Genomic DNA, 21,085 nt, shown 5'->3' with positions numbered 1-21,085 from the left:
TTCCCCAAGGTCGCGACGGGCGGCCGCGTCAAGGATCATACAACGCGCCGCATAGGTGTCGGCCTCACTGTCGGCCAGCATCGCCTGAACGAGCTCGGTGACAAAGCGGCTGACCGTCTCCAGGAGCACGTTGAATGTATCTGTGTTAGGGCCATCGAAAGCCCTCCTTCCATTTGAAATTCCACCTAGCGCGCGACCAGATCACGACTGATGACTTGTCTCTGAATCTGGTTGGTACCTTCCCAGATCTGGGTAACTTTGGCTTCGCGCATCAGCCGTTCGACGCGGTTGCCTCGAACGTAGCCGTGCCCCCCGAAGACCTGAACGGCGTCCGTCGTCATCCGCATGGCCAGGTCCGACGCCTTCACCTTTATGGTCGAGGCTTCGACGCTGATGTCTTCGACGCCTTCGTCGACAAGGCGGCCGACATGATCCAGCAGAACCCGCGTTGCGAGGAGCTCGATGGCGAGATCGGCAAGCATGAAGGCGATCGCCTGGTGTCCGATGATCTTTCTACCGCCCTGCTGGCGCTCGTTCGCGTAGGCGACCGCATCATTGAATGCAGCAGAGGCGATGCCTAACGCCTGAGCGCCGACGCTCGGACGGGACTTGTTGAGGACGTTTAGCATGATCTTCATGCCGTCACCGGGATTGCCAAGAAGGTTGGCGCGCGGGATGCGGCAATCGTTGAAGGCTAGCTCGGCCGTGGACGAGGCGTTCGTGCCCATTTTAGATTCGAGGCGCACGATGTCGAAGCCGGGCGTGCCTTTTTCCACGATGACGGCAGAGACCCCCTTGGAGGAATCCTCCAGTTCGCTCCACTTCCCGAACAGAAGGAGCACATCGGCGACGTCGCCGGTCGTGATGAAGATTTTACCCCCATTAATGACGATCTCGTCGCCATCCGGCTGGAATCTGGTGCGGATGTTCGAACCGTCGGAGCCCGCATGCGGCTCGGTAATCGCCATGGCGCCGAGCCCGCCTCCGGCAATGACCGGCAACAAGCGCTGCTTCTGCTCTTCTGTCCCGAACTGGAGAATGGGTTTGACCACCGCGCCGGTGGTTCCGAAGATGATGCCGGTCGATGCGCAAGCCTCGGAGATGAGGCGGACAATTTCAAGGAAGCAGCGGTAGCTGACCGGTGAACCACCATATTCTTCGGGTACAAAAATACCGTTCAGCCCAATATCCTTGAAGAGGCCGAAATTTTCCCACGGAAATTCCTTGCGCTCGTCGAACCTGTCAGCATTCGGTGCGATCACCTCCGCCGCTAGCCGGGACACCTGCTCGATAATCATGGCTTCTTCGTCGGACCATGAACGCGACTGCTCAAAATGCGCAAACAACTTCATAACGTAGAGATCCATCTCAATTTCGGATGCGGGCTTACTGCCCGCGCATCCCGCGCAGGCAGTGTTTCAGACGCGGGCTCTTAGCGAAGGAGCGCGCACTCACTCTCGGAAACAGGCCGGAAGGCCTGATCGGCCGGAATGGTGGCGAGCTTATTGTAGAGGTCCCAGGGGGTCTTCGAATCCTCGGGCTTCTTGACCTCGAACAGATACATGTCGTGCAGCTTGCGCCCATCCTTTCGGACAGTGCCCTTGCCGAAAGCTTCATCCTCGGTCGGCAGCTCTTCCATTTTCGCCACCACAGCCCTGCCGTCGGTCTTCGATCCTACGGCTGCCAGCGCCTTCAGATAGTGAAGTGTGGCTGAGTAGGCGCCGGCATGGACCTGGCCGGGCATCTTCCCGCCAGCCCGCTCCGCAAATCTTGTTGAAAACGCGCGGGTGCCGTCGTTCAGATCCCAGTAGAAGGCCTCGGTGACGACGAGGCCCTGCGCCGTTTGGATGCCGAGACTGTGAACATCGGTGATGAATACCAGAAGACCGGCAAGCTTGATCCCGCTGGCAGTCAATCCGAACTCGGCGGCTTGCTTCACAGCATTGATCGTATCCGCGCCGGCATTGGCCAACCCCACAACGTTGGCCCCGGACGACTGTGCTTGCAGCAAGTAGGATGAGAAGTCCGGGGTGTTGATCGGGTGCCGGACGCTTCCCAACACCTTGCCGCCCGCGGCCTCGACGAAGCGTGACGTGTCGCGCTCCATTGCGTGACCGAAAGCGTAGTCGGCTGTCACGAAGAACCACTTGTCGCCGCCCGAGCGTGCGAGAGCGTCGCCCGTGCCCTTGCTCAGGGCATAGGTGTCGTAGGTCCACTGAACGGTGTTGGCCGAGCAAGACTTGTTGGTGATGTCCGAGCTTGCCGGGCCGGATGCGAGAAAGACCTTGTCGCTGTCCGCAGCCAATTTGCTGACCGCCAGCGCAACTGCAGAACTCGCGACGTCGACGACGGCATCGACGCCGTCCTGGTCGAACCATTTGCGAACGACGGCTGACCCGACGTCGGGCTTGTTCTGATGGTCCGCCGAGATCACTTCAATTTTGAAATCAGGATGCGACTTCTGAAACTCCTCCGCAGCCATCTGCGTTGCGATGACCGAGCCCTTCCCAGACAAATCCGCGTATGGGCCGCTGAGATCTGTCAAGACCCCAAGCTTGACAGCGGTTTCAGCCCAGGCCGGGTCGTGAAGCGACACGAGCGCACAGGCAAGCAACAGACCTTTCAATTTCATTTCCATCTCCTCCCAAAGAAAACGGCCACGGGGACCGCCGTGAACAAGGTAGCGAAACGGCCTAATCAATGTCAATATGTTGATCTATTTTTTTGACCGCACAGAATTTCCATTGTGCACCGCACAAGTAGAAAAGCAGAGAATGCTCTACTGATATGGCTATTTTAGAGCAAACTAAACGTCCATCGGTATCGGTGGCCAGTGAGATCTGCGGTTATATGCGCAACGATATTGACATAGTTTTCGCCCCGATCTAGGTCTTATGGCACGATGGTCTCCCGGCAGGAGGGAGGCGTTGGTGTTGGGAGGAGCAGTTTCGATGAGGGACGGATATTCCGCTCTGCTTAAGCCTATCCGCGTGGGCAACGTGACATTGGGCAATCGCGTCGTAATGGGATCGATGCACACAGGTCTCGAATGCCATCCGGAGCGATTTGAGGAGCTTGGCCGGTTCTACGCCGAGCGCGCAAAAGGAGGTGTCGGGTTGATCGTCACCGGCGGATTTGCGCCTTCATTCGCCGGGCGCATGAAGGACGAGCCGGGGACCTTCGAGTTTTCCGATCAGGTTGAGGATCACCGAAAGATTACAAACGCGGTCCACGCTGCCGGCGGCCGCATTCTGCTGCAAATCCTGCACGCTGGACGCTATGGATATCATCCGGCGATTGTCGCACCTTCAGCGATCAAGTCCCCCATCAATCGCGACGCTCCCCGCGAGTTGTCACCTTTTGAGATCGAGGAAACGATCGCCGCCTACGCCAATACAGCCCAGCTTGCCTCCGGGGCTGGTTACGACGGCGTCGAGGTGATGGGCTCGGAAGGCTATCTGATTAGCCAGTTTCTGGCCGTCCGCACCAACAAACGGGAGGATTCGTGGGGCGGTTCACTTGAAAACCGCGCCCGATTTCCGCTCTCCGTAATTCGGGCTGTTCGTGCTGCGATAGGCAACGGACCGATCCTTTCCTATCGCATCTCTGCACTTGAACTGATCGAAGGTGGGCTGAACGACGAGGAAACGGTCTGGCTCGCGCAGCAGGTCGAAAAAGCCGGCGCCGACTGTCTGTCGACGGGTGTCGGGTGGCATGAATCGACGGTGCCGACGATCGCGGGCACAGTCCCGCACGCCGCCTTCGCCGAGGCAACTCGCCGCATCAAGGCCGCCGTCAGTATTCCCGTTACCGCGAGCAATCGGATCAATCTTCCAGAGGATGCGGAACGGCTCGTGGACGATGGTTCTGCGGACCTCATTTCGATGGCCCGTCCGTTCCTGGCGGACCCTGCCTTTGTCAAGAAGGTGGAAAGCGGGCGGCCGGATCTGATCAATATCTGCATCGCCTGCAACCAGGCCTGTCTCGATCACTATTTCACCGATCAGGTCATCAGTTGCCTGGTCAATCCAAGAGCTGCGCGCGAGGGTGAATTTTCCGATCTGCCGGCAGAGCGATCCAAAAGGATCGCGGTCGTTGGGGGCGGTGTGGCTGGCATTTCTGCGGCGCTGGAGGCCGGCAACCGTGGCCACGACGTTACGCTCTACGAGGCTGGACCGGAAATCGGTGGACAGTTCACGCTGGCTGCGCGCGTGCCGGGCAAGGAAGACTACGGTCGGGCGATCGAGAGCTTCAAGAGGCAGCTCGATGAAGCCGGTGTCCATGTCCACACTGGCCAGCGCATCAGCAGCGAAGCGCTTTGCCGTGAGAATTTCGACGACGTGATCGTCTCGACCGGCGTCGCACCCCGTTTGCTGGACATTCCGGGTGCCGACGATCCCCGGGTTGTCGGATATACCAGCATTCTCGACGGTTCGGTCAAGACCGGACAGCGTGTCGTCGTCATTGGTGCTGGCGGTATCGGCCATGACGTGGCGCTCTTCGTTGCGCTTGGCGACGGCCACGAACCCCAATCTGTTGCCGATTTCGAGGATCGCTGGGGCGTGAAGGGCAGTCCCCATCCGCATCCGGCTCAGCGCACGGTTACCATGGTCAAACGCTCTCCCGGTCACTTCGGGCGCACACTCGGCAAGAGCACCGGCTGGATACTCAGGAAGGAATTGAAAGACCTTGGAGTTCGTCAGATCGGCGAGGCCAGATATCTGAAGATCGATGCCGAGGGATTGCACATCCAGGTTCAGGACGAGGTCAAGATCATCCCGGCCGACACCATAGTCGTGTGTGCGGGGCAGGAATCGGTCCGTGGTCTGGCAGACGAACTGGAGGCTCGTGGGCAGTCGGTGCATGTCATTGGCGGTGCGAAACGCGCCGGCGAACTCGATGCGAAACGCGCGATGTTCGAGGGAACTCTTGTGGGAAATCGGGTCTGAGTGACTGACTGAAGGAAGGCTTGCAACCGTTGGATGCGGGCTCTGAAGGCGAGCCCCGACAAGCAATATGTGTTGTTTTTTAGGAGGAAGAACGTGACATTGAATCTGGATGAACCTTTTCTGCAGCGAAGGCCCGCCAACTACCGCCCTTTGACACCGCTGAACTTCCTGTTGCGCGCCGCCGATGTGTTTCCGGATCGGGTGGCGATCGTCCACGGGGAGGAACATTACACGTGGCGGCAATACGCCAAACGCTGCAAGCAGCTCGCGTCCGCGCTGATGCGGACGGGAATCCGCAAGGGTGACGCAGTCGCGATCCTCTCCCCCAATACGCCGGCGATGCTGGAGGCACATTTCGGCGTGCCTATGTCGGGCGGCCTTCTCAACACGCTGAACATCCGTCTGGACGCGGCGGCCATCGCCTTAATCCTCGAACACTGTGAAGCCAAGGTATTCCTGGTCGACAAGCAGTTCAGCGATATCGCAGAAGAGGCGCTTGCCCTCATGAAAAGCAAACCGGTTGTCGTCGACATCGAGGATTCGCTCGCGGAGGGCGGCAAGCGGATCGGCTACTACACCTACGAAGAATTCCTTGAGCGCGGGCACGCGGACGAACCGACCTATTGGCCCGAGGATGAATTCGAGGCAATTGCCCTCAACTACACGTCAGGCACCACGGGAAATCCGAAAGGTGTGCTCTATCATCATCGTGGCGCCTATCTGATCTCGCTTGGACAGCTTCTTCATCACAAGATGGATGCCGACTCTGTCTATCTCTGGACTCTGCCGATGTTCCATTGCAACGGCTGGTGCTTCTCCTGGGCGATCGCTGCTGTCGGCGGAACCCATGTATGCCTGCGCAAGGTTATTCCCGAGGAGATTTTCGAGGCGATACGGACGCATGGCGTAACGCATCTATGCGGAGCGCCGACCGTGCTTGGTATGCTGATCGAGAGTGGAAAGGCTGCCGGCCGGACGTTGGAGCGACCAGTTGCCGTCATGACAGCGGGTGCTGCTCCCCCTGCGGCTGTGTTGAAGGAAACCGAGACGCTCGGCTTTGTCGTCCGACATGTCTACGGCTCGACGGAGCTGCATAGTGTGACGACGCTTTGCGACTGGCACCGTGAATGGGACGATCTCGGGCCTGACGATCGATCGAAGAAAATGGCCCGTCAAGGTGTGCGGACCGCTGTGACTGACGCACTGGTGGTTGCCGATCCGGTCACACTGGAACCCGTTCCACACAATGGCTCCGCGATCGGCGAAATCCTCTTTCGTGGCAGCATCGGAATGAAAGGTTACCTGAAGAACCCGGAGGCAACGGAAGAGGCTTTCAGGGGCGGCTGGTATCACACAGGCGACCTCGCCGTGGTTCATGAGGACGGGTACGTCGAAATCAAGGACCGCACGAAAGACATCATCATCTCCGGCGGCGAGAACATCTCATCGATTGAGATCGAGGATGTCCTCTTCAAGCATCCGGCCGTGTCTTATGCTGCCGTCGTCGCCATGCATAGCGACCGCTGGGGCGAACGTCCCTGCGCCTTTGTGGAGCTGAAACCGGGCTCCTCGAACCAGATCACGGAGAAGGAGTTGCTCGATTTTTGTCGCGCGCGTCTCGCCAAATACAAGGTGCCGGACCACGTGATCTTCGGGCCGATCGAAAGGACGGCCACCGGGAAAGTGCAGAAATTCAGACTGCGCCAACTTATTCAACAAAGCGAACAGAGCGCCTCACGCTCGTAGAGTGGAGTAGATAAATGAGAGGTTTGAAAGAGCGCGTCGCGCTCGTGACCGGCGCCGCAGGCGGTATCGGCCGGGCGATCTGCAATCGATTCGTCGATGAGGGTGTCAAGCTCATTGCGGCGGACGTCAACGATGCGTCCCTTAGCGAGTTTGCCGGTGAACTTAACAGCCGCGGTGGCGATGTCCTGCCGCTGGCATTTGACATCACAAGCTTCGAGGAAGTCGTCTCGGCCGTTGCCGAGGCCGTCGCGCATTTCGGCAAGATCGACGTCCTCGTCAACAATGCCGGATGGGACATCGCCAAACCCTTCCTCGATACCGAACCCGAACTATGGGACAAGATCATTTCGATCAATCTGCGTGGTCCGCTCAATCTGCACAAGGCGGTGCTTCCGCATCTGATTGCAGCTGGTGGCGGCAAGGTAATCAACATCGCGTCGGACGCCGGCCGCGTAGGTTCCTCCGGCGAGTCCGTTTATTCAGCCTGCAAAGGCGGTCTCATTGCCTTTTCCAAGACGGTCGCCCGCGAATGCGCCCGCGACAATGTCCGGGTCAACGTGGTATGCCCCGGCCCTACCGATACGGCCCTGCTGCGTTCGTTCGTCGGCGAAGGCGAATACGGCCAGACGATCTACGACAAGCTTCAGAAGGCTATCCCGCTCAAGCGTCTTGGCCAGCCAGACGATATTCCCGGCATGGTCGCATTCTTCGCGAGCAGCGACGCGGATTTCATCACCGGCCAGGTCATCAGCGTGTCCGGCGGCCTGACGATGCACGGGTAAGGAGCGAAAATATGGACTATCAAGATATCATTTATGACGTCCGGGAAGCCGCGGCCTGGATCACCATCAACCGACCGGAAAAGTATAACGCTTTTCGTGGCCAGACTTGCGAGGAGTTGATTCATGCGATCAACAAGGCAAGCTGGGACAAGGCGATCGCCGCGATCGTACTGACGGGGGCCGGTCCAAAAGCGTTCTGCACCGGGGGGGACCAGTCTGCGCATGACGGCGCCTATGACGGGCGTGGCACGATCGGTCTGCCGGTGGAGGAACTTCAGTCCGTCATCCGGGATGCGCCGAAGCCAGTTATCGCGCGCGTGAATGGTTTCGCCATCGGCGGAGGTAACGTCCTCGTGACATGTTGCGACCTAGCGATCGCTTCATCGACCGCCGTGTTCGGGCAGGTTGGACCGAAGGTAGGATCAGTCGATCCAGGCTTCGGAACGGCCTTGCTGGCTCGCGTGGTCGGTGAAAAGAAAGCCCGAGAAATCTGGATGCTGTGCCGGCGCTATCCGGCTGAACAGGCCCTGCAAATGGGTCTGATCAACGCGGTGGTGGCGCCGGAGGAGCTGGATGCGGAAGTGGATCGCTGGTGCGCAGAAATCGCGGCGCTCAGTCCTACGGCGATCGCGATCGCGAAGAAGTCGTTTAATCTCGACTCGGAATCGATCCGCGGCATCTCCGGTATCGGCATGCAGGCGCTGAGCCTGTTTTACCAGACCGAGGAGTCCAAGGAGGGTGTGAAGGCCTTCCTCGAAAAGCGCCCACCAAAGTTTCGCTGAGGCGCTCCAGCACTGATTGGGCGAACCAGAAGGGAACCCGGCATGCAGAAGATCGAAGTCGGCGGCGCCCTGATCGAATATGCTTGGTTCCCGCCGGCACCACGAGAAGACGATCGGCTCTCAACGGCGCCGATCGTTTTCCTGCATCATGGTTTTGGGTGCGTGGCCGACTGGAAGGCCTTTCCGACAAAGGTGGCGATGGCCACCGGTCATCCAGCGCTAGCCTATTCTCGCCGCGGCTGTGGAGCCTCTTCTGCCCTGCCTGGACCAAGAGACATCGGCTACCTGCATGAAGAAGCCCGCCAATTCCTGCCGATGCTGCTCGACGCCCTCGGCGTCGATCGGTGCCATCCGTACGGCCATAGCGATGGCGCCACGATCGCCCTGCTCTTCGCGTCGGCATTTCCAGACCGCGCCCTTTCGTCGATCGTCGAGGCGCCGCATGTGTTTGCAGAGAAGCTGACCCTGGACGGGGTCGCGGCATTGTCGCAACGATACGAGACGGATCCTGCCTTGCGCGAGAAGCTCGCCAGATACCACCGGGACCCGGACGGAGCATTCCTCGTATGGGCTCGAACCTGGCTTCTGCCAGAGTTCCGCGATTGGACAATCGTCGGCGAACTTGACAAACTGCGGCTGCCGCTGCTTGTGATCCAGGGCTCTACCGATCCATTCGGAACTTTGGAACACGCTCGTCTGATCGGCGAACGTGCGGGGCAGTGTGTATCGATCCTGGAGCTCGCCGAGAGCGGCCACAATCCTCACGTCGAAGCCGAGTCGGCCATACTGAAGGCGGTGGTCGATTTTCTGCGCGAGGCGGAGAAATGTTCTGTAGACCGAACCGAAGACAAATATAAGAGTCGCTGAGTATTTTCGTTCCGTTCCAGGCTGCGGAATATAGTTTGATGGTAAGAGTGAAGACGATGGCAGACCAGGACATGGAAAGAACCGACCCCAGGCGTGGGTTCGATTTCGACGAGGTATTGGACAATCAGATGGTAGAAACGTCTCGTACAAGCTCGTCGGCCCGGCGTCGTCGTTCCTCAAATGGCGCGGAAGACGCCGTCTCGGGAGAGGTTGTCAATTCCACTTCGGCTCGCAATCCCGGAAACGACCAGCTCAACAACCGGATCTTTTTCCGGCTATTCCAGCTCGGCAACGAACTGCAGCGGCAGGCGATGCAGCAGCTCGGCATCACCACCGTCCAGTGGGCGGCGCTCGGTGCGCTCTCGCAGGACAAGTTTGCGTCGGGCATCCCTTTCGGTCAACTCGGCGACTACCTGGTCGTCACCCGGCAGAACCTCGATGGCGTGATCAAGCGTCTCGAGCGGGACGGCCTGGTACAGCGGGTGACCGGCGATGGGGACAAGCGTGCCCGTCTCGTCCAGCTGACGCCGTCCGGCCGCACCTATTGGCAGGAAACGCTGCAGCGAATTTTCCAGTTCTACGATCAGGCCACCGCTCACTTCTCGTTCGACGACCGTGTCGCGCTCGTTCACTATCTCAACGCGCTGCAGAAGGATCTCGCCGGCGTGGAACTGCCCAAGTCGGGTCTTCCGAAAAGAAATCGATCCTAGACGGTCGAGATTGCTATCGACCGGTTTCGGTCTTTCCCAACAGAGTTTTCACCGGAGTGAGGCCAGGCACAATGATAGCGTTCCAATCGAGGCGAGCGTCGAGAGGATAATGGTCCTGGACGAAACCTGCGCATCCCGCCGATAGAATTCCGCCAACATGAACGATCCTGTGCCGGCGGGAAGCGCGGCCAGCAGCACCGCCGCCTCGGTCGTAAACGACGGAAGGTGAAACACGAAGCGGGCAAGCAGCCAGGCAAGGAGCGGATGCAGGATCAGCTTGCAGCCGGACAGGAAAATCGCGGTGCCATAGCCTTCCCTTGTTGTCTGTCGCTTCGATGCGAGAAACAACCCGAGCGCCACGAGCGCGCAAGGAGCGGCCGCGCCACCGAGCAGTTTCAGAAACGTTTCCGCCGGTGCCGGCAATTCGATACCCAGGATGGGAAAGGCCGTCGCGGACAAGGAAGCGACGAGGATCGGATTGCGGATCAGAGTGCAGCTCACCTTGGCCGGCAGCGCGCGCCTCGAAGGGCCGGCTCTGAAGGGCCACCTCGACGATGACGATCGTGGCGGCGAAGATCACGCACATGGTGATGATCGAGCCGATCGTGGCCGGAACGAGGGCCTCCTGCCCCAGCGCGGCAAGTACGATCGGGAATCCGACGAAGCCGATGTTGGAATAGCCGGCATTGAGGCCTTCGATTGCCGCGTCGGCCAGATTGCGATGTCCTCGAAAGCGAACCGCCATCGCCACGGTCATGGCGAGTAGGCCGCTCAGTGTGAAGACGGCGATGAACCCCGGTTGCCAGAGCTCGGACCAATTGGCACTCGCGATGATGTTGAACAGCATCGCAGGGAGCGCCAGCCAGACGACGAACCGGTTGATCTCGCCAGCCGCTGCCGAACCGAGCACGCCGGTCCGCCCTGCCAGCCAGCCGGCAAAGATCAGGGCGAAGACGGGAATGACGAGCAGGAATGCGGAAATCACAGTTGACGACCCCGTATGTCGTTACCACGCGATGCGGGACGTGCATTCGACCCGGAGAGCCCCGCGGTGCGTGCCTCGATGGACTGAAGCACAGAGATCATGTCCTCCCTGGCGTTTCCCAGGCCCACGCTCTCGCCGTAAAGATCGCTTGCCAGATTGAGAAGCGGGGTGGCTATCCCGGCAGCGCGCGCTGCATCGGCGATCAGCCGTGTGCTGTTGAAGGCGTCTTCCGTCGCGGCCTGGACGGAGAAGTCCCGCGCGATGAACTTCGGCAGCTTCATACGGGTGAAGTCGCAATTCATCGGACCGGAATCGATCGCCGCTTTGAAAGTGGGAAGATCCAGACCGTGACGGTCGGCGAAATGAACGGCCTCGGCCATGGCCGCAAGCATAGCGTTCAGATAGAGGTTCACGGTCAGCTTCATCAAAAGTGCATTGCCGACCGGACCGCAGAGGACCGTTTCCCGGCACATCGGCGAAAGCAGCGGGCGAACTTCCCCCACGATGTCCGGATCTCCCCCGAGAAGTGAGACGAGTTGTCCGGTCTCTGCGGGCTTGCGAGAGCCCGAAACGGGTGCCTCGACGTAGTGACCGCCGGCTGTGTTAATGTCGGCGGCAAGAGCTCGTGAATATTCTGGCGAATTCGAGCCCATCGACACGACGACATGGCCATTTACCAGATCGCCGAATCCCAGGGTGCCACGCTTGAGGACCGCGTCAAGCGCCGTCTCGTTTACCAGCATGCAGATCACGACACGGGTGCGCGCGAACACGTCATCGACACTGGCCACAGCGGTTGCGCCGGCTTCTCGCAAGGCTTCGCGGGGCTCAGGTGAGCGGTTCCAGACGATCAGCCGTGTTCCTGCTTTCACCAGATTGAGGGCCATCGGCCTGCCCATCACGCCAAGGCCGATAAAGCCGATTTCTTCCGTGGTACCTGTCATCATAGAATCTCCGTTGCGGCCTTGCATCAAAACAGCCGGTCGAGCCAGCCGTGCTTGTCATCGGCGCGTCCGAACTGAATGTCAGTCAAGGCTGCCTTGAGCCGCTGCGTGACCGGACCAGCCTTGCCGTCACCGACCGTAAACCCGTGCGTGCGGCCCTTGACCTTGCCGATCGGCGTCACCACGGCGGCCGTGCCGCAGGCGAAAGCCTCCGTCAGTCGGCCGCTTCGGGCATCCTCCTGCCACTGGTCGATCGAATAGCGTTCTTCCCGCACCGTCAGGCCCATGTGCCGGCCCAACGTGATAAGCGATTCGCGGGTAATCCCCGGCAGGATCGTGCCGCCAAGCGGCGGTGTCTGAAGCGAGCCATCTTCGAAGACGAAGAAGACGTTCATGCCGCCGAGTTCCTCAACCCATCTGCGCTCGACAGCATCAAGGAAAACGACCTGCTCGCATCCCTCGCGTAATCCCTCAGCCTGGGCGGCGAGGCTTGCCGCATAATTGCCGCCGCATTTGGCGGCGCCGGTCCCACCGGGTGCTGCGCGTGTGAAATTTTCCGAGACCCAGAGCGTGACTGCAGGTCCGTCACCCTTGAAATACGAAGCGACCGGAGAGGCAATGACACAGAATATATAATCGCAGGACGGCTTGGTGCCGAGCGCCACCTCGGTGCCGATCATGAACGGGCGCAAATAGAGCGCGGCCCCTTGGGCCGACGGGATCCACTCGCGGTCAATACACACCAGCGCCCGCACCGACTCGACAAAAAGGTCCTCGGGCAGATCCGCCATGGCAAGCCGTTCGGCGGAATTGCGAAATCGGCGGGCGTTGGCGTGTGGACGAAATAGCGTGGCGCCGCCGTCGGGCAGCCGATAAGCTTTCATCCCCTCGAAAATCTCGAGCGCGTAGTGAAGGACGCTCGTGGCTGGATCGAGATCGAGCGCCTTGCGCGGTTCGATTCTCCAGTCCTGCCACCCACGATCCTCGCTGTAGCGCATGGTGACCATGTGGTCGGTGAACACACGTCCCCAACCCGGATTGGCAAGCAGCAATTCCCGTTGTTCACCGGTCACGGGATTAGGGTTTTTCTTCACATCAAAAGTCGGCTTCGTCTTGTTCATCGTCGTCATTTCCTTTGGCAACATGACATCGTCACCGCTGAACCAAGACCTATCCCGAGCTACGTGGATTTTGCTTGCGTATATGACCAGGATTTCTGATTTATTGGCAGTCTGGAGCTGAATTGTCGCAGATCGCGACACTCACTGCTAAAAGTTCAGGGAACACATCACGATGAACAAATTTGACGATATCGACCGACGCATCCTGCGTGTGCTTCAGAAGGACGGCGCTATCCAGAACGTCCAACTCGCGGAAAAGGTCGGCTTGTCGCCCTCGCCCTGTTCACGGCGGGTCAAGATGCCGGAAGAGGCCGGCATCATCGAACGCTACGTCGCTCTGGTCGATGCATCCAAGGTGGGGCTGGGACTGACGGTCTTTGCCAGGATCTGGTTGACTGGGCAGGACGTCGAGACTGTCGATCATTTCACGGATCAGGTGCGGCGCCTGTCAAACGTCGTCGAATGCCATCTGATGGCGGGGGACTGCGATTTTCTTCTCCGCGTGGTGGCGGCCGACCTAGACGACTACCGCAGGTTCCAGGTCAACCATCTGACCCGGATCAAGGGGGTCCGGAGCGTCAAGACCGAAATCCCCATGCAGAAGATCAAGCTGACGTCGGAATTGCCGGTTTGAGACCCCTTCGCTTTCACCCATGAAGCGGTAGCCGAACGTTATAGGTTTCCTGTCCAGCGTCGGCGGCCCCACATGGCGATTTCGACTTGATGACAGCCGACGAGAGTATTTTGAAGTCATGGTTCCCATGATCATCGCGGGGCGGATCTTTCAGGGAAAGAAAACCCAGTCTGCAGCCCATTTTTGGGGGACACGTCCTACATACTAGCGTAAACCGGCCCCTCGCCACCTTGTGACGGCACCCAGTTGATGTTCTGGTTGGGGTCCTTGATGTCACAGGTCTTGCAGTGCACGCAGTTCTGCGCGTTGATCACATAGACCTCCTCACCGTCTTTCTCCACCCATTCATAGACGCCTGCCGGGCAATAGCGTGTCGATGGACCGCCATAAACATCATGCTCGGACCGCTTCTGCAATTCCATATCCCTCACCTGAAGATGCACCGGCTGGTCTTCCTCATGGTTGGTGGACGACATGAACACTGATGACAACCGGTCGAAGGTCAACACGCCGTCAGGCTTGGGATAGGCGATCGGCTTGTGTTTTGCGGCGGGTTCCAGACTCTGCGCATCCGTCTTGCCGTGCTTCAGCGTGCCGAAGACGGAAAGGCCGAACAGCGTGTTCGTCCACATGTCCAGACCGCCAAGGCCAATCCCTAGTAGCGTGCCAAACCTTGACCAAAGCGGTTTGACGTTACGCACCCGCTTCAGATCCTTGCCGATCTCGCTATCGCGCCATTCGTTCTCGATTCCGACAACCTCGTCCCTGTGCACGCTCGGCTGCAATCGCATCGGCAATCCTATCAGCCGCCAGCATGCCCGACAGCACTGCATTATGACTGCCCTTGATGCGTGGCACATTGACCAGACCGGCCGAACAGCCGATCAGCGCACCGCCGGGGAACGTCAGTTTCGGCACCGACTGGTAACCGCCTTCGGTAATGGCGCGCGCACCATAGGAAAGACGCTTGCCACCCTCGAAAGTATCGCGGATCGCCGGATGCGTATTGAACCGTTGGAATTCCTCGAACGGATAAAGATAGGGGTTCTTGTAGTTCAGGTGCACCACGAAACCGACGGCAACCAGATTGTCTTCAAGGTGATACAGGAACGAACCGCCACCGGTCCTGAACCCCAGAGGCCAGCCAAACGAGTGTTGCACGAGACCCTGCCTGTGCTTCTCAGGTGTGACCTGCCATAGTTCCTTGATGCCGATACCGAACTTCTGCGGTTCGCGATCCTTCTGAAGATCGAACCTTGCAATAAGCTGCTTGGCAAGAGAACCACGCACACCCTCACCGATCAGCGTGTATTTGCCGAGCAATTCCATGCCACGGGTGTAGTTCGGGCCGTGTTCACCGTTTCGTTCAACGCCCATGTCGCCAGTGGCAACACCGATGACGGCGCCTTCATCGTTATAAAGCACTTCGCTGGCGGCAAAGCCGGGATAGATCTCGACACCGAGAGCTTCGGCCTTTTCCGCCAGCCACCGACAGACCAGCCCCAACGAAACGATGTAGTTGCCATGATTGTTCATCAAAGGCGGCATCAGCATATTCGGAAGCCGGATCGAACCGGCAGGGCCTAAAAACAGGAACTGATCATCCTTCACTTCGGTTTTGAACCGGTGCTCCTCTTCCTCACGCCAGCCGGGCAAAAGCCTGTCGATGCCGACCGGATCGACAACCGCACCGGACAGGATATGCGCACCAACCTCCGCACCCTTTTCCAGCACCACAACGGAAAGCTCAGGATTGATCTGCTTAAAACGGATCGCAGCCGACAACCCGGCAGGACCAGCCCCCACGATCACAACGTCGAACTCCATTGCCTCTCGTTCAGGCAGATCCTGGATGCTTTCCACATCCATTTCAGACACGTTCCAGCGCAATGGCGATGCCCTGGCCGACGCCGATGCACATCGTGGCAAGCGCCTTCTTCTTGCCGGTCAGCGACAGTTCGAGGGCTGCCGTGCCGGCAATGCGGGCGCCGGACATGCCGAGCGGGTGCCCAAGTGCGATCGCCCCGCCGTTCGGGTTCGCGCGCGGATCGTCATCGGCGATCCCGAGCAGGCGGAGCGTCGCAAGGCCTTGGGAGGCAAAGGCTTCGTTGAGTTCGACGACATCGAGATCGGTTGCGGCCCAGCCGATGCGGGCCAGCAGCTTCTGCGAGGCCGTGGCGGGGCCGATGCCCATAATGCGCGGCAGAACGCCAGCCGTCGCACCACCGACGATGCACGCGATCGGGGTGAGGCCGTATTTCTTCACCGCCGCAGCCGAGGCGATGATGAGGGCGGCCGCGCCGTCATTGACGCCCGACGCGTTGCCGGCGGTTACCGTTGCGCCGTCAAGGCGGTTGAGGGGCTTCAGCTTGGCCAGCGCCTCGACGTTGGTCGCGCGGGGATGCTCGTCCTTCGCCACCGTCAGCGGATCGCCCTTCTTCTGGGGAATGCTGACGGAAACGATTTCCTTGTCGAGACGGCCGTTGGCCTGGGCGGCGGAAGCCTTTTCCTGACTGCACACGGCAAAGGCATCCTGATCGCTGCGGGAGACTTGGTAGTCGATGGCGACGTTGTCGCCGGTCTCGGGCATGGAATCGACGCCGTAAAGCGCCTTCATTGCCGGGTTGACGAAGCGCCAGCCGATGGTGGTGTCGTAGATTTCCGCCTTGCGGGAGAAGGCGCTGTCTGCCTTCGGCATGACGAACGGGGCGCGGCTCATGCTTTCGACGCCGCCGGCGATCATCAGGTCGGCCTCACCGGCCTTGATGGCCCGGGCGGCGGTGATGACCGCGTCCATGCCGGAGCCGCACAGGCGGTTGATCGTGGTGCCGCTGACCGAAACCGGCAGACCGGCCAGAAGCAGCGACATGCGGGCGACGTTACGGTTGTCTTCGCCTGCCTGGTTGGCGCAGCCGAAGATCACGTCGTCGACGGCTTCCCAGTCGACGGCCTTGTTGCGCTCGACAAGCGCCTTGAGGGGGATCGCTCCGAGATCGTCGGCCCGGACGGACGAAAGCGCGCCGCCGAAACGGCCGATGGGCGTGCGGATGTAATCGCAGATAAAAACTTCGGTCATGGAATGCTCCTCCGGAAAGCGCTCAAAGTGCCTTTTCAAAAGCAGGCAGGATGTCAAAGAGATCGCCCACGAGGCCGTAATCGGCAACCTGAAAGATTGGCGCTTCATCGTCCTTGTTGATGGCGACGATGACCTTGGAATCCTTCATGCCGGCCAGATGCTGGATAGCACCGGAGATGCCGCATGCGATGTAAAGCTGCGGTGCAACCACCTTGCCGGTCTGACCGACCTGCCAGTCGTTCGGGGCATAACCGGCATCGACGGCGGCGCGCGATGCGCCAACGGCGGCACCGAGCTTGTCGGCCACGGGAAGAATGAGTTCCCTGAACTTTCCGAAAGATCCGAGCGCCCGCCCGCCGGAGATGATGATCGTCGCCGACGTCAGTTCCGGACGGTCGGAGGAGGCAAGCGCATCCGATACGAAGGAAGAAACGCCTGGGTTCGCAGCAGCTGCAATGTTTTCAACCGAAGCGGAACCACCGGTGGTGGCGGCGGCGAAGGAGGCCGTACGCACGGTGATGACTTTCTTGGCGTCGGTCGCCTGAACCGTCTGGATGGCGTTGCCAGCATAGATCGGGCGCTTGAAGGTGTCGCCAGAGACCACATCGGTGATTTCCGAGATCTGCGCGACGTCGAGCAGCGCGGCGACGCGTGGCATGACGTTCTTGGCCGATGCTGTCGCGGGCGCGATCATGACGTCGTATCCCGAAGCCAACGAGACAATCAAGGCTGCCAGCGGCTCGGCAAGCTGGTTGGCCAGTAAAGCGTCGTCAGCCAGAAGCACCTTGGAAACGCCGGAAAGCTTGGCGGCCTCATCGGCTGCGGCCTTCGCGCCGGAACCGGCGACCAGAATGGTGATGTCGCCACCGATTCTGGTTGCTGCCGTCAGCGTCTTTGCCGTCTGGTCGGAAAGGGTTGCGTTGTCGTGTTCTGCCAGAAGAAGAATGGCCATAATGTAATCTCCCTACCCTAAACCTCAGATGACACCGTCAGCCCTGAGCTTCGACACAAGCTCGGCAACCGAACCAACCTTGATGCCAGCCTTGCGGCCAGCCGGTTCTTCGGTCTTCAGCACCTTGAGGCGCGGGGCAATGTCGACGCCGAAATCGGCCGCGCTCTTTTTGTCGAGCGGCTTCTTCTTCGCCTTCATGATGTTGGGCAGCGAAGCGTAGCGTGGTTCGTTGAGGCGAAGATCGGTGGTGACGATGGCGGGAAGCTTCAGCAAAACAGTTTGCAGGCCGCCGTCCACTTCGCGGGTCACGGCAACCTTGCCGTCAGAAGGTTCGACCTTCGAGGCAAATGTGCCCTGACCCCAGCCGAGAAGAGCTGCGAGCATCTGGCCGGTCTGGTTGCTGTCGTCATCGATTGCTTGTTTACCGAGGATGACGAGGCCGGGGGCCTCTGCTTCGACAACACCCTTCAGAAGCTTGGCAACGGCCAGCGGTTCGACCGTCTCGTCGGTTTCGATCAGGATGGCGCGGTCGGCCCCCATGGCCAGCGCCGTGCGAAGGGTTTCTTCCGCTTTAGCCGGTCCGATGGAAACGACGACGACCTCTTCGGCCTTGCCTGCTTCCCTGAGACGCAGAGCCTCTTCAACCGAAATCTCGTCGAAGGGGTTCATCGACATCTTCACGTTGGCGAGCTCGACGCCTGTGCCATCCGCCTTGACGCGGATCTTTACATTATAGTCAACGACCCGCTTAACCGGTACAAGGATTTTCAATCGAGTATTCCTTCTTCCTCTCGCTCTTAGGAGCATCTTTTGTAACAGCAACCGGGGACGGACTCTGGTCCCGGAGCCTCCATTGTCGGCGGCTAAAGATCAGGACCGGGCAGAAGACGCCTGCCGGCACCGACGACGCGACGTAGATACCGCGACGGTCGGTAGCGGTCGTCGCCGTACGATGCATGAATCGCTTCGAGTGTTGCAAGTACATGCTCTGCACCGATAGAATCGGCCCATGCGAGCGGTCCACGCGGATAATTGACACCAAGCGTCATGGCGCGGTCGACGTCGAACGGGGTCGCCACGCCGTTAAAGACCGCTTCGGATGCCTCATTGGCGAGCATGGCAACCGTGCGCAGCACGACAAGGCCGGGCGTATCATCGACAACTGTAACCGTCTTGCCCAGGGAGCCGAACAAGCCAGCGGCGGAATGCAGGCAATCGGAATGCGCCTGATCCGCCTTTGCGATGGCAATTCGAGACGCTTTTTCGAAATCGAGCGTCAGATCGTAAAGGACGAGGTCTGAGGGGCCACCCTGGGCCACCCGTTCGGTTGCCGTCCGTCCGTCACTGAAAGCGATTGTAGAACCCTCAATCCGGATATAGCCCTCTCCCCCTCGACGATCGATGTGTATCCCGTTTGACACTGCAGTCCGGATCAAAGGTTCAAAATGACCGACTTCGCCTTCAACGATGAGGCTCTTGACCGCCGCGCCGCCCTTAATTGAAAGCACCTGCGGCTTTGGCGCATCCGGATTGTAGTCGTAAAAGCCGCGACCTGTCTTGCGGCCGAGCCAGTTTGCGGCGACCAGTTCTTGTTGCGCCAAAGACGGCCGGAACCGAGGGTCACCGAAATAGGCGTCGAACACGGACCTAGTGACGGCGAAGTTAACATCATGGCCGATGAGATCCATCAACTCGAACGGACCCATCCGAAACCCTCCTGCCTCGCGCAGAATGGTATCGATGCTGGCAACATCGGACGCCCTCTCTTCGAGAAGCCTCAATCCCTCAGCATAGTAGGGGCGAGCGACGCGGTTGACGATGAAGCCGGGCGTGGATGTGGCCCGCACTGGTTCCTTCTTCCAGGCCCGCGCAGTCTCAAAAAGCGTATCGAGCACCTGCTTGCTCGACGCCAGACCGGAGACGATCTCCACCAGCTTCATGACCGGGGCCGGATTGAAAAAATGCAGCCCTGCAACGCGCTCCGGATGGTTTAGTCCGGCTGCGATGGCGGTAACGGACAGCGACGATGTATTCGTTGCGAGGATGGAATCGTCCGCAACCACCTCTTCCAGAGAAGCAAAGACCGACCGCTTCACATCCAGCTTTTCGACGATTGCTTCCACGACAAGGCGCGCATCGCGCAAATCGCCAAGCGATGCCGCTACGATGATCCTTTCGGCAACCTCGTTGCGCAGCGATTGTTCGAACTTCCCTTTCTCTACGAGCTTGTCGAGCCCTGCCAGCACACCGCTCCGACCCTTGTCCGCCGCACCTTCCTTCGCATCGAACAGGATAACGGTATGCCCCGCCTGTGCGGCGACCTGGGCAATTCCGGCCCCCATCGCACCGGCGCCGATGACAGCGACAACACTGGATTTTGATAGAGCGTTCAAAGCTTTCCGTCCCCTAGAATGATCACGGCCCGGCCATGCGTCTGACCCTTGGCAACGAGGTCTAGAGCCTCCCCGATATGTTCGAAGGCGAATTGTCTGGCGACTCTCGGCCTTACCAAACCTTTACGCCACAGCTCGAAAATTTCGCCTTGGGCCAACGCAAGCCGTTCAGCCGCACGCTTGCGATATTGGCTGACGTCCAATCCTACGACCGCTATATTCTTCAGAAGGAGATAGTTGACCTTGATGGTGGGTATATCGCCGGCTGCGAACCCCACCACGACGAGACGGCCGGACCATGCGATCGACCGAAGAGCCGCGTTCAGGAATTCGCCGCCAATGGGATCGATCACCAGATCGACACCTTTTCCATCGGTCAGTTCCAGCACCGTGGACCGAAGAGCTTCGCGGACGTCGCTACCAGACACGTCGATCTCAGCATCCGTGCCAGCGGCGTGGAGCGCCTCTCCGTCTTCTGGCGATCGGTATGTGCCGATCACCAGCCCGGCTCCCAACGCCTTGGCTATCTGTACAGTTGCCAGCCCGACCGCTCCACTTGCTCCGCCGACCAATACAGTGTCGCCAGCCTTGAACTGCCCGCGTTCCACCAGCGCGAAATAGCCTGTCAGATAGGCTCCGCACAAAAGCGCAGCCTGATCGAGAGGAACATCGGCAGGGACCGGATAAAATTCACCAACCCTAGCTTTGGCCTGCTGAGCGAAGGCACCGTTCAACACATAGGCGGTCACCCGATCGCCCGGGTTGTACCCGGCAATTTTCGATCCCACAGCAGATATCCAGCCTGAGAATTCCATACCAGGGGTGAAAGGTGTAGGTGGAATGTTCTGATATCGGCCAGAGACGACGAGTGTATCGACGAAGCCAACCGCCGCCGCCGCGACATCGACAATGATCTCATCGTCCTCTGGAAGAAGGCCGGCGACGTCCTCGATTTTTGCCGAACCGGTGTTACCAGTTTCGTGAATCCGGTAGCTTAGCATCGATCCTCCTCGACTTCTTTTCATTTCGTTACGCGCTTATGCGTCAGTGAAGTTTGGCGTCCGTTTTTCGATGAAGGCGGTGATGCCTTCCTGCGCGTCCTTTGACTGGAAGGCGAGGGTTGAGATCTCGGCTTCGATCTTCA

16 protein-coding genes and 2 pseudogenes are annotated in these 21,085 nt (G+C 59.6%); 7 read left to right on the top strand and 11 right to left on the bottom strand.

Annotated elements, in window-relative coordinates:
* Positions 1-185 precede the first annotated feature (185 nt).
* Complete coding sequence (locus J2046_RS32835) at positions 186-1,352, bottom strand: acyl-CoA dehydrogenase family protein (RefSeq protein ID WP_265105944.1); 1,167 nt, start codon at positions 1,350-1,352, stop codon at positions 186-188.
* Positions 1,353-1,432: 80 nt separating this feature from the next.
* Positions 1,433-2,632 carry an ABC transporter substrate-binding protein gene (locus tag J2046_RS32830; RefSeq protein ID WP_210058936.1) on the bottom strand — a complete coding sequence of 400 codons (1,200 nt, stop codon included), beginning with the start codon at positions 2,630-2,632 and terminating at the stop codon, positions 1,433-1,435.
* A 319-nt stretch (positions 2,633-2,951) separates the two neighbouring features.
* Between J2046_RS32830 and J2046_RS32825 the strand changes: the two genes are divergently transcribed.
* The 6 genes from J2046_RS32825 (at position 2,952) to J2046_RS32800 (ending at position 9,836) form a co-directional block, all read left to right on the top strand.
* Positions 2,952-4,949, top strand: a complete 1,998-nt coding sequence (locus J2046_RS32825) for an NADPH-dependent 2,4-dienoyl-CoA reductase (protein ID WP_174004742.1) — start codon at positions 2,952-2,954, stop codon at positions 4,947-4,949.
* Positions 4,950-5,042: 93 nt separating this feature from the next.
* Positions 5,043-6,695, top strand: a complete 1,653-nt coding sequence (locus J2046_RS32820) for an AMP-binding protein (RefSeq protein ID WP_210058935.1) — start codon at positions 5,043-5,045, stop codon at positions 6,693-6,695.
* A 14-nt stretch (positions 6,696-6,709) separates the two neighbouring features.
* Positions 6,710-7,477: a glucose 1-dehydrogenase gene (locus J2046_RS32815; protein WP_210058934.1), complete on the top strand. Its 768-nt coding sequence runs from the start codon at positions 6,710-6,712 to the stop codon at positions 7,475-7,477.
* A gap of 11 nt (positions 7,478-7,488) precedes the next feature.
* A complete protein-coding gene (locus J2046_RS32810) occupies positions 7,489-8,259 on the top strand; it encodes an enoyl-CoA hydratase-related protein (RefSeq protein WP_174004748.1) in 771 nt (256 codons plus the stop codon).
* Positions 8,260-8,301: 42 nt separating this feature from the next.
* On the top strand, positions 8,302-9,126 hold the full coding sequence (locus tag J2046_RS32805) for an alpha/beta fold hydrolase (protein WP_210058933.1): 825 nt from the start codon (positions 8,302-8,304) through the stop codon (positions 9,124-9,126).
* A gap of 38 nt (positions 9,127-9,164) precedes the next feature.
* Positions 9,165-9,836, top strand: a complete 672-nt coding sequence (locus J2046_RS32800; RefSeq protein WP_227705907.1) for a MarR family winged helix-turn-helix transcriptional regulator — start codon at positions 9,165-9,167, stop codon at positions 9,834-9,836.
* Positions 9,837-9,884: 48 nt separating this feature from the next.
* Here the strand turns inward: J2046_RS32800 and J2046_RS34295 are convergent.
* The 3 genes and pseudogenes from J2046_RS34295 to J2046_RS32785 all read right to left on the bottom strand — a co-directional run bounded on the left by J2046_RS34295 (position 9,885) and on the right by J2046_RS32785 (position 12,886).
* Positions 9,885-10,821 (bottom strand): annotated as a pseudogene (locus J2046_RS34295) (AEC family transporter).
* Positions 10,818-11,765: an NAD(P)-dependent oxidoreductase gene (locus J2046_RS32790; RefSeq protein ID WP_227705906.1), complete on the bottom strand. Its 948-nt coding sequence runs from the start codon at positions 11,763-11,765 to the stop codon at positions 10,818-10,820. Before J2046_RS32790 ends, J2046_RS34295 begins: the two are co-directional and overlap by 4 nt.
* A 26-nt stretch (positions 11,766-11,791) precedes the next feature.
* Positions 11,792-12,886 carry a branched-chain amino acid aminotransferase gene (locus J2046_RS32785; protein WP_227705905.1) on the bottom strand — a complete coding sequence of 365 codons (1,095 nt, stop codon included), beginning with the start codon at positions 12,884-12,886 and terminating at the stop codon, positions 11,792-11,794.
* Positions 12,887-13,058: 172 nt separating this feature from the next.
* Here J2046_RS32785 and J2046_RS32780 point away from each other — a divergent pair, with 172 nt between their 5' ends.
* A complete protein-coding gene (locus J2046_RS32780) occupies positions 13,059-13,520 on the top strand; it encodes an Lrp/AsnC family transcriptional regulator (protein ID WP_210058929.1) in 462 nt (153 codons plus the stop codon).
* A 197-nt stretch (positions 13,521-13,717) separates the two neighbouring features.
* Here J2046_RS32780 and J2046_RS32775 read toward each other — a convergent pair.
* The 6 genes and pseudogenes from J2046_RS32775 to J2046_RS32750 all read right to left on the bottom strand — a co-directional run bounded on the left by J2046_RS32775 (position 13,718) and on the right by J2046_RS32750 (position 20,942).
* A pseudogene (locus tag J2046_RS32775) lies at positions 13,718-15,389 on the bottom strand (electron transfer flavoprotein-ubiquinone oxidoreductase).
* Position 15,390: 1 nt separating this feature from the next.
* A complete protein-coding gene (gene pcaF / locus J2046_RS32770; RefSeq protein ID WP_210058927.1) occupies positions 15,391-16,596 on the bottom strand; it encodes a 3-oxoadipyl-CoA thiolase in 1,206 nt (401 codons plus the stop codon).
* Between the two features lie 22 nt (positions 16,597-16,618).
* Positions 16,619-17,548, bottom strand: coding sequence for an electron transfer flavoprotein subunit alpha/FixB family protein (locus tag J2046_RS32765; RefSeq protein WP_210058925.1), 930 nt, complete (start codon positions 17,546-17,548; stop codon positions 16,619-16,621).
* 24 nt (positions 17,549-17,572) lie between these two features.
* Entirely contained in the window at positions 17,573-18,319 is a 747-nt protein-coding gene (locus tag J2046_RS32760) for an electron transfer flavoprotein subunit beta/FixA family protein (RefSeq protein ID WP_210058924.1), read from the bottom strand.
* Positions 18,320-18,411: 92 nt separating this feature from the next.
* Positions 18,412-19,941, bottom strand: coding sequence for a 3-hydroxyacyl-CoA dehydrogenase PaaH (paaH, locus tag J2046_RS32755; protein ID WP_227705963.1), 1,530 nt, complete (start codon positions 19,939-19,941; stop codon positions 18,412-18,414).
* On the bottom strand, positions 19,938-20,942 hold the full coding sequence (locus J2046_RS32750) for an NADPH:quinone oxidoreductase family protein (protein WP_210058923.1): 1,005 nt from the start codon (positions 20,940-20,942) through the stop codon (positions 19,938-19,940). Before J2046_RS32750 ends, paaH begins: the two co-directional genes overlap by 4 nt.
* Positions 20,943-21,085 lie beyond the last annotated feature (143 nt).

Origin of the sequence: Neorhizobium petrolearium, from assembly GCF_017873175.1 — a bacterium.
Taxonomy (GTDB): domain Bacteria; phylum Pseudomonadota; class Alphaproteobacteria; order Rhizobiales; family Rhizobiaceae; genus Neorhizobium; species Neorhizobium petrolearium.
Note: the sequence above shows the minus strand (reverse complement) of the source record. Positions and strands in the feature narration are given on the sequence as shown.

What these genes read in the sequence shown, in the direction of transcription:
- J2046_RS32835 (WP_265105944.1), bottom strand. Translation starts at nt 1,352, where the DNA reads ATGAAGTTGTTTGCGCATTTTGAGCAGTCGCGTTCATGGTCCGACGAA.
- J2046_RS32830 (WP_210058936.1), bottom strand. Translation starts at nt 2,632, where the DNA reads ATGAAATTGAAAGGTCTGTTGCTTGCCTGTGCGCTCGTGTCGCTTCAC.
- J2046_RS32825 (WP_174004742.1), top strand. Translation starts at nt 2,952, where the DNA reads ATGAGGGACGGATATTCCGCTCTGCTTAAGCCTATCCGCGTGGGCAAC.
- J2046_RS32815 (WP_210058934.1), top strand. Translation starts at nt 6,710, where the DNA reads ATGAGAGGTTTGAAAGAGCGCGTCGCGCTCGTGACCGGCGCCGCAGGC.
- J2046_RS32810 (WP_174004748.1), top strand. Translation starts at nt 7,489, where the DNA reads ATGGACTATCAAGATATCATTTATGACGTCCGGGAAGCCGCGGCCTGG.
- J2046_RS32805 (WP_210058933.1), top strand. Translation starts at nt 8,302, where the DNA reads ATGCAGAAGATCGAAGTCGGCGGCGCCCTGATCGAATATGCTTGGTTC.
- J2046_RS32800 (WP_227705907.1), top strand. Translation starts at nt 9,165, where the DNA reads ATGGTAAGAGTGAAGACGATGGCAGACCAGGACATGGAAAGAACCGAC.
- J2046_RS32790 (WP_227705906.1), bottom strand. Translation starts at nt 11,765, where the DNA reads ATGACAGGTACCACGGAAGAAATCGGCTTTATCGGCCTTGGCGTGATG.
- J2046_RS32785 (WP_227705905.1), bottom strand. Translation starts at nt 12,886, where the DNA reads ATGAACAAGACGAAGCCGACTTTTGATGTGAAGAAAAACCCTAATCCC.
- J2046_RS32780 (WP_210058929.1), top strand. Translation starts at nt 13,059, where the DNA reads ATGAACAAATTTGACGATATCGACCGACGCATCCTGCGTGTGCTTCAG.
- pcaF (WP_210058927.1), bottom strand. Translation starts at nt 16,596, where the DNA reads ATGACCGAAGTTTTTATCTGCGATTACATCCGCACGCCCATCGGCCGT.
- J2046_RS32765 (WP_210058925.1), bottom strand. Translation starts at nt 17,548, where the DNA reads ATGGCCATTCTTCTTCTGGCAGAACACGACAACGCAACCCTTTCCGAC.
- J2046_RS32750 (WP_210058923.1), bottom strand. Translation starts at nt 20,942, where the DNA reads ATGCTAAGCTACCGGATTCACGAAACTGGTAACACCGGTTCGGCAAAA.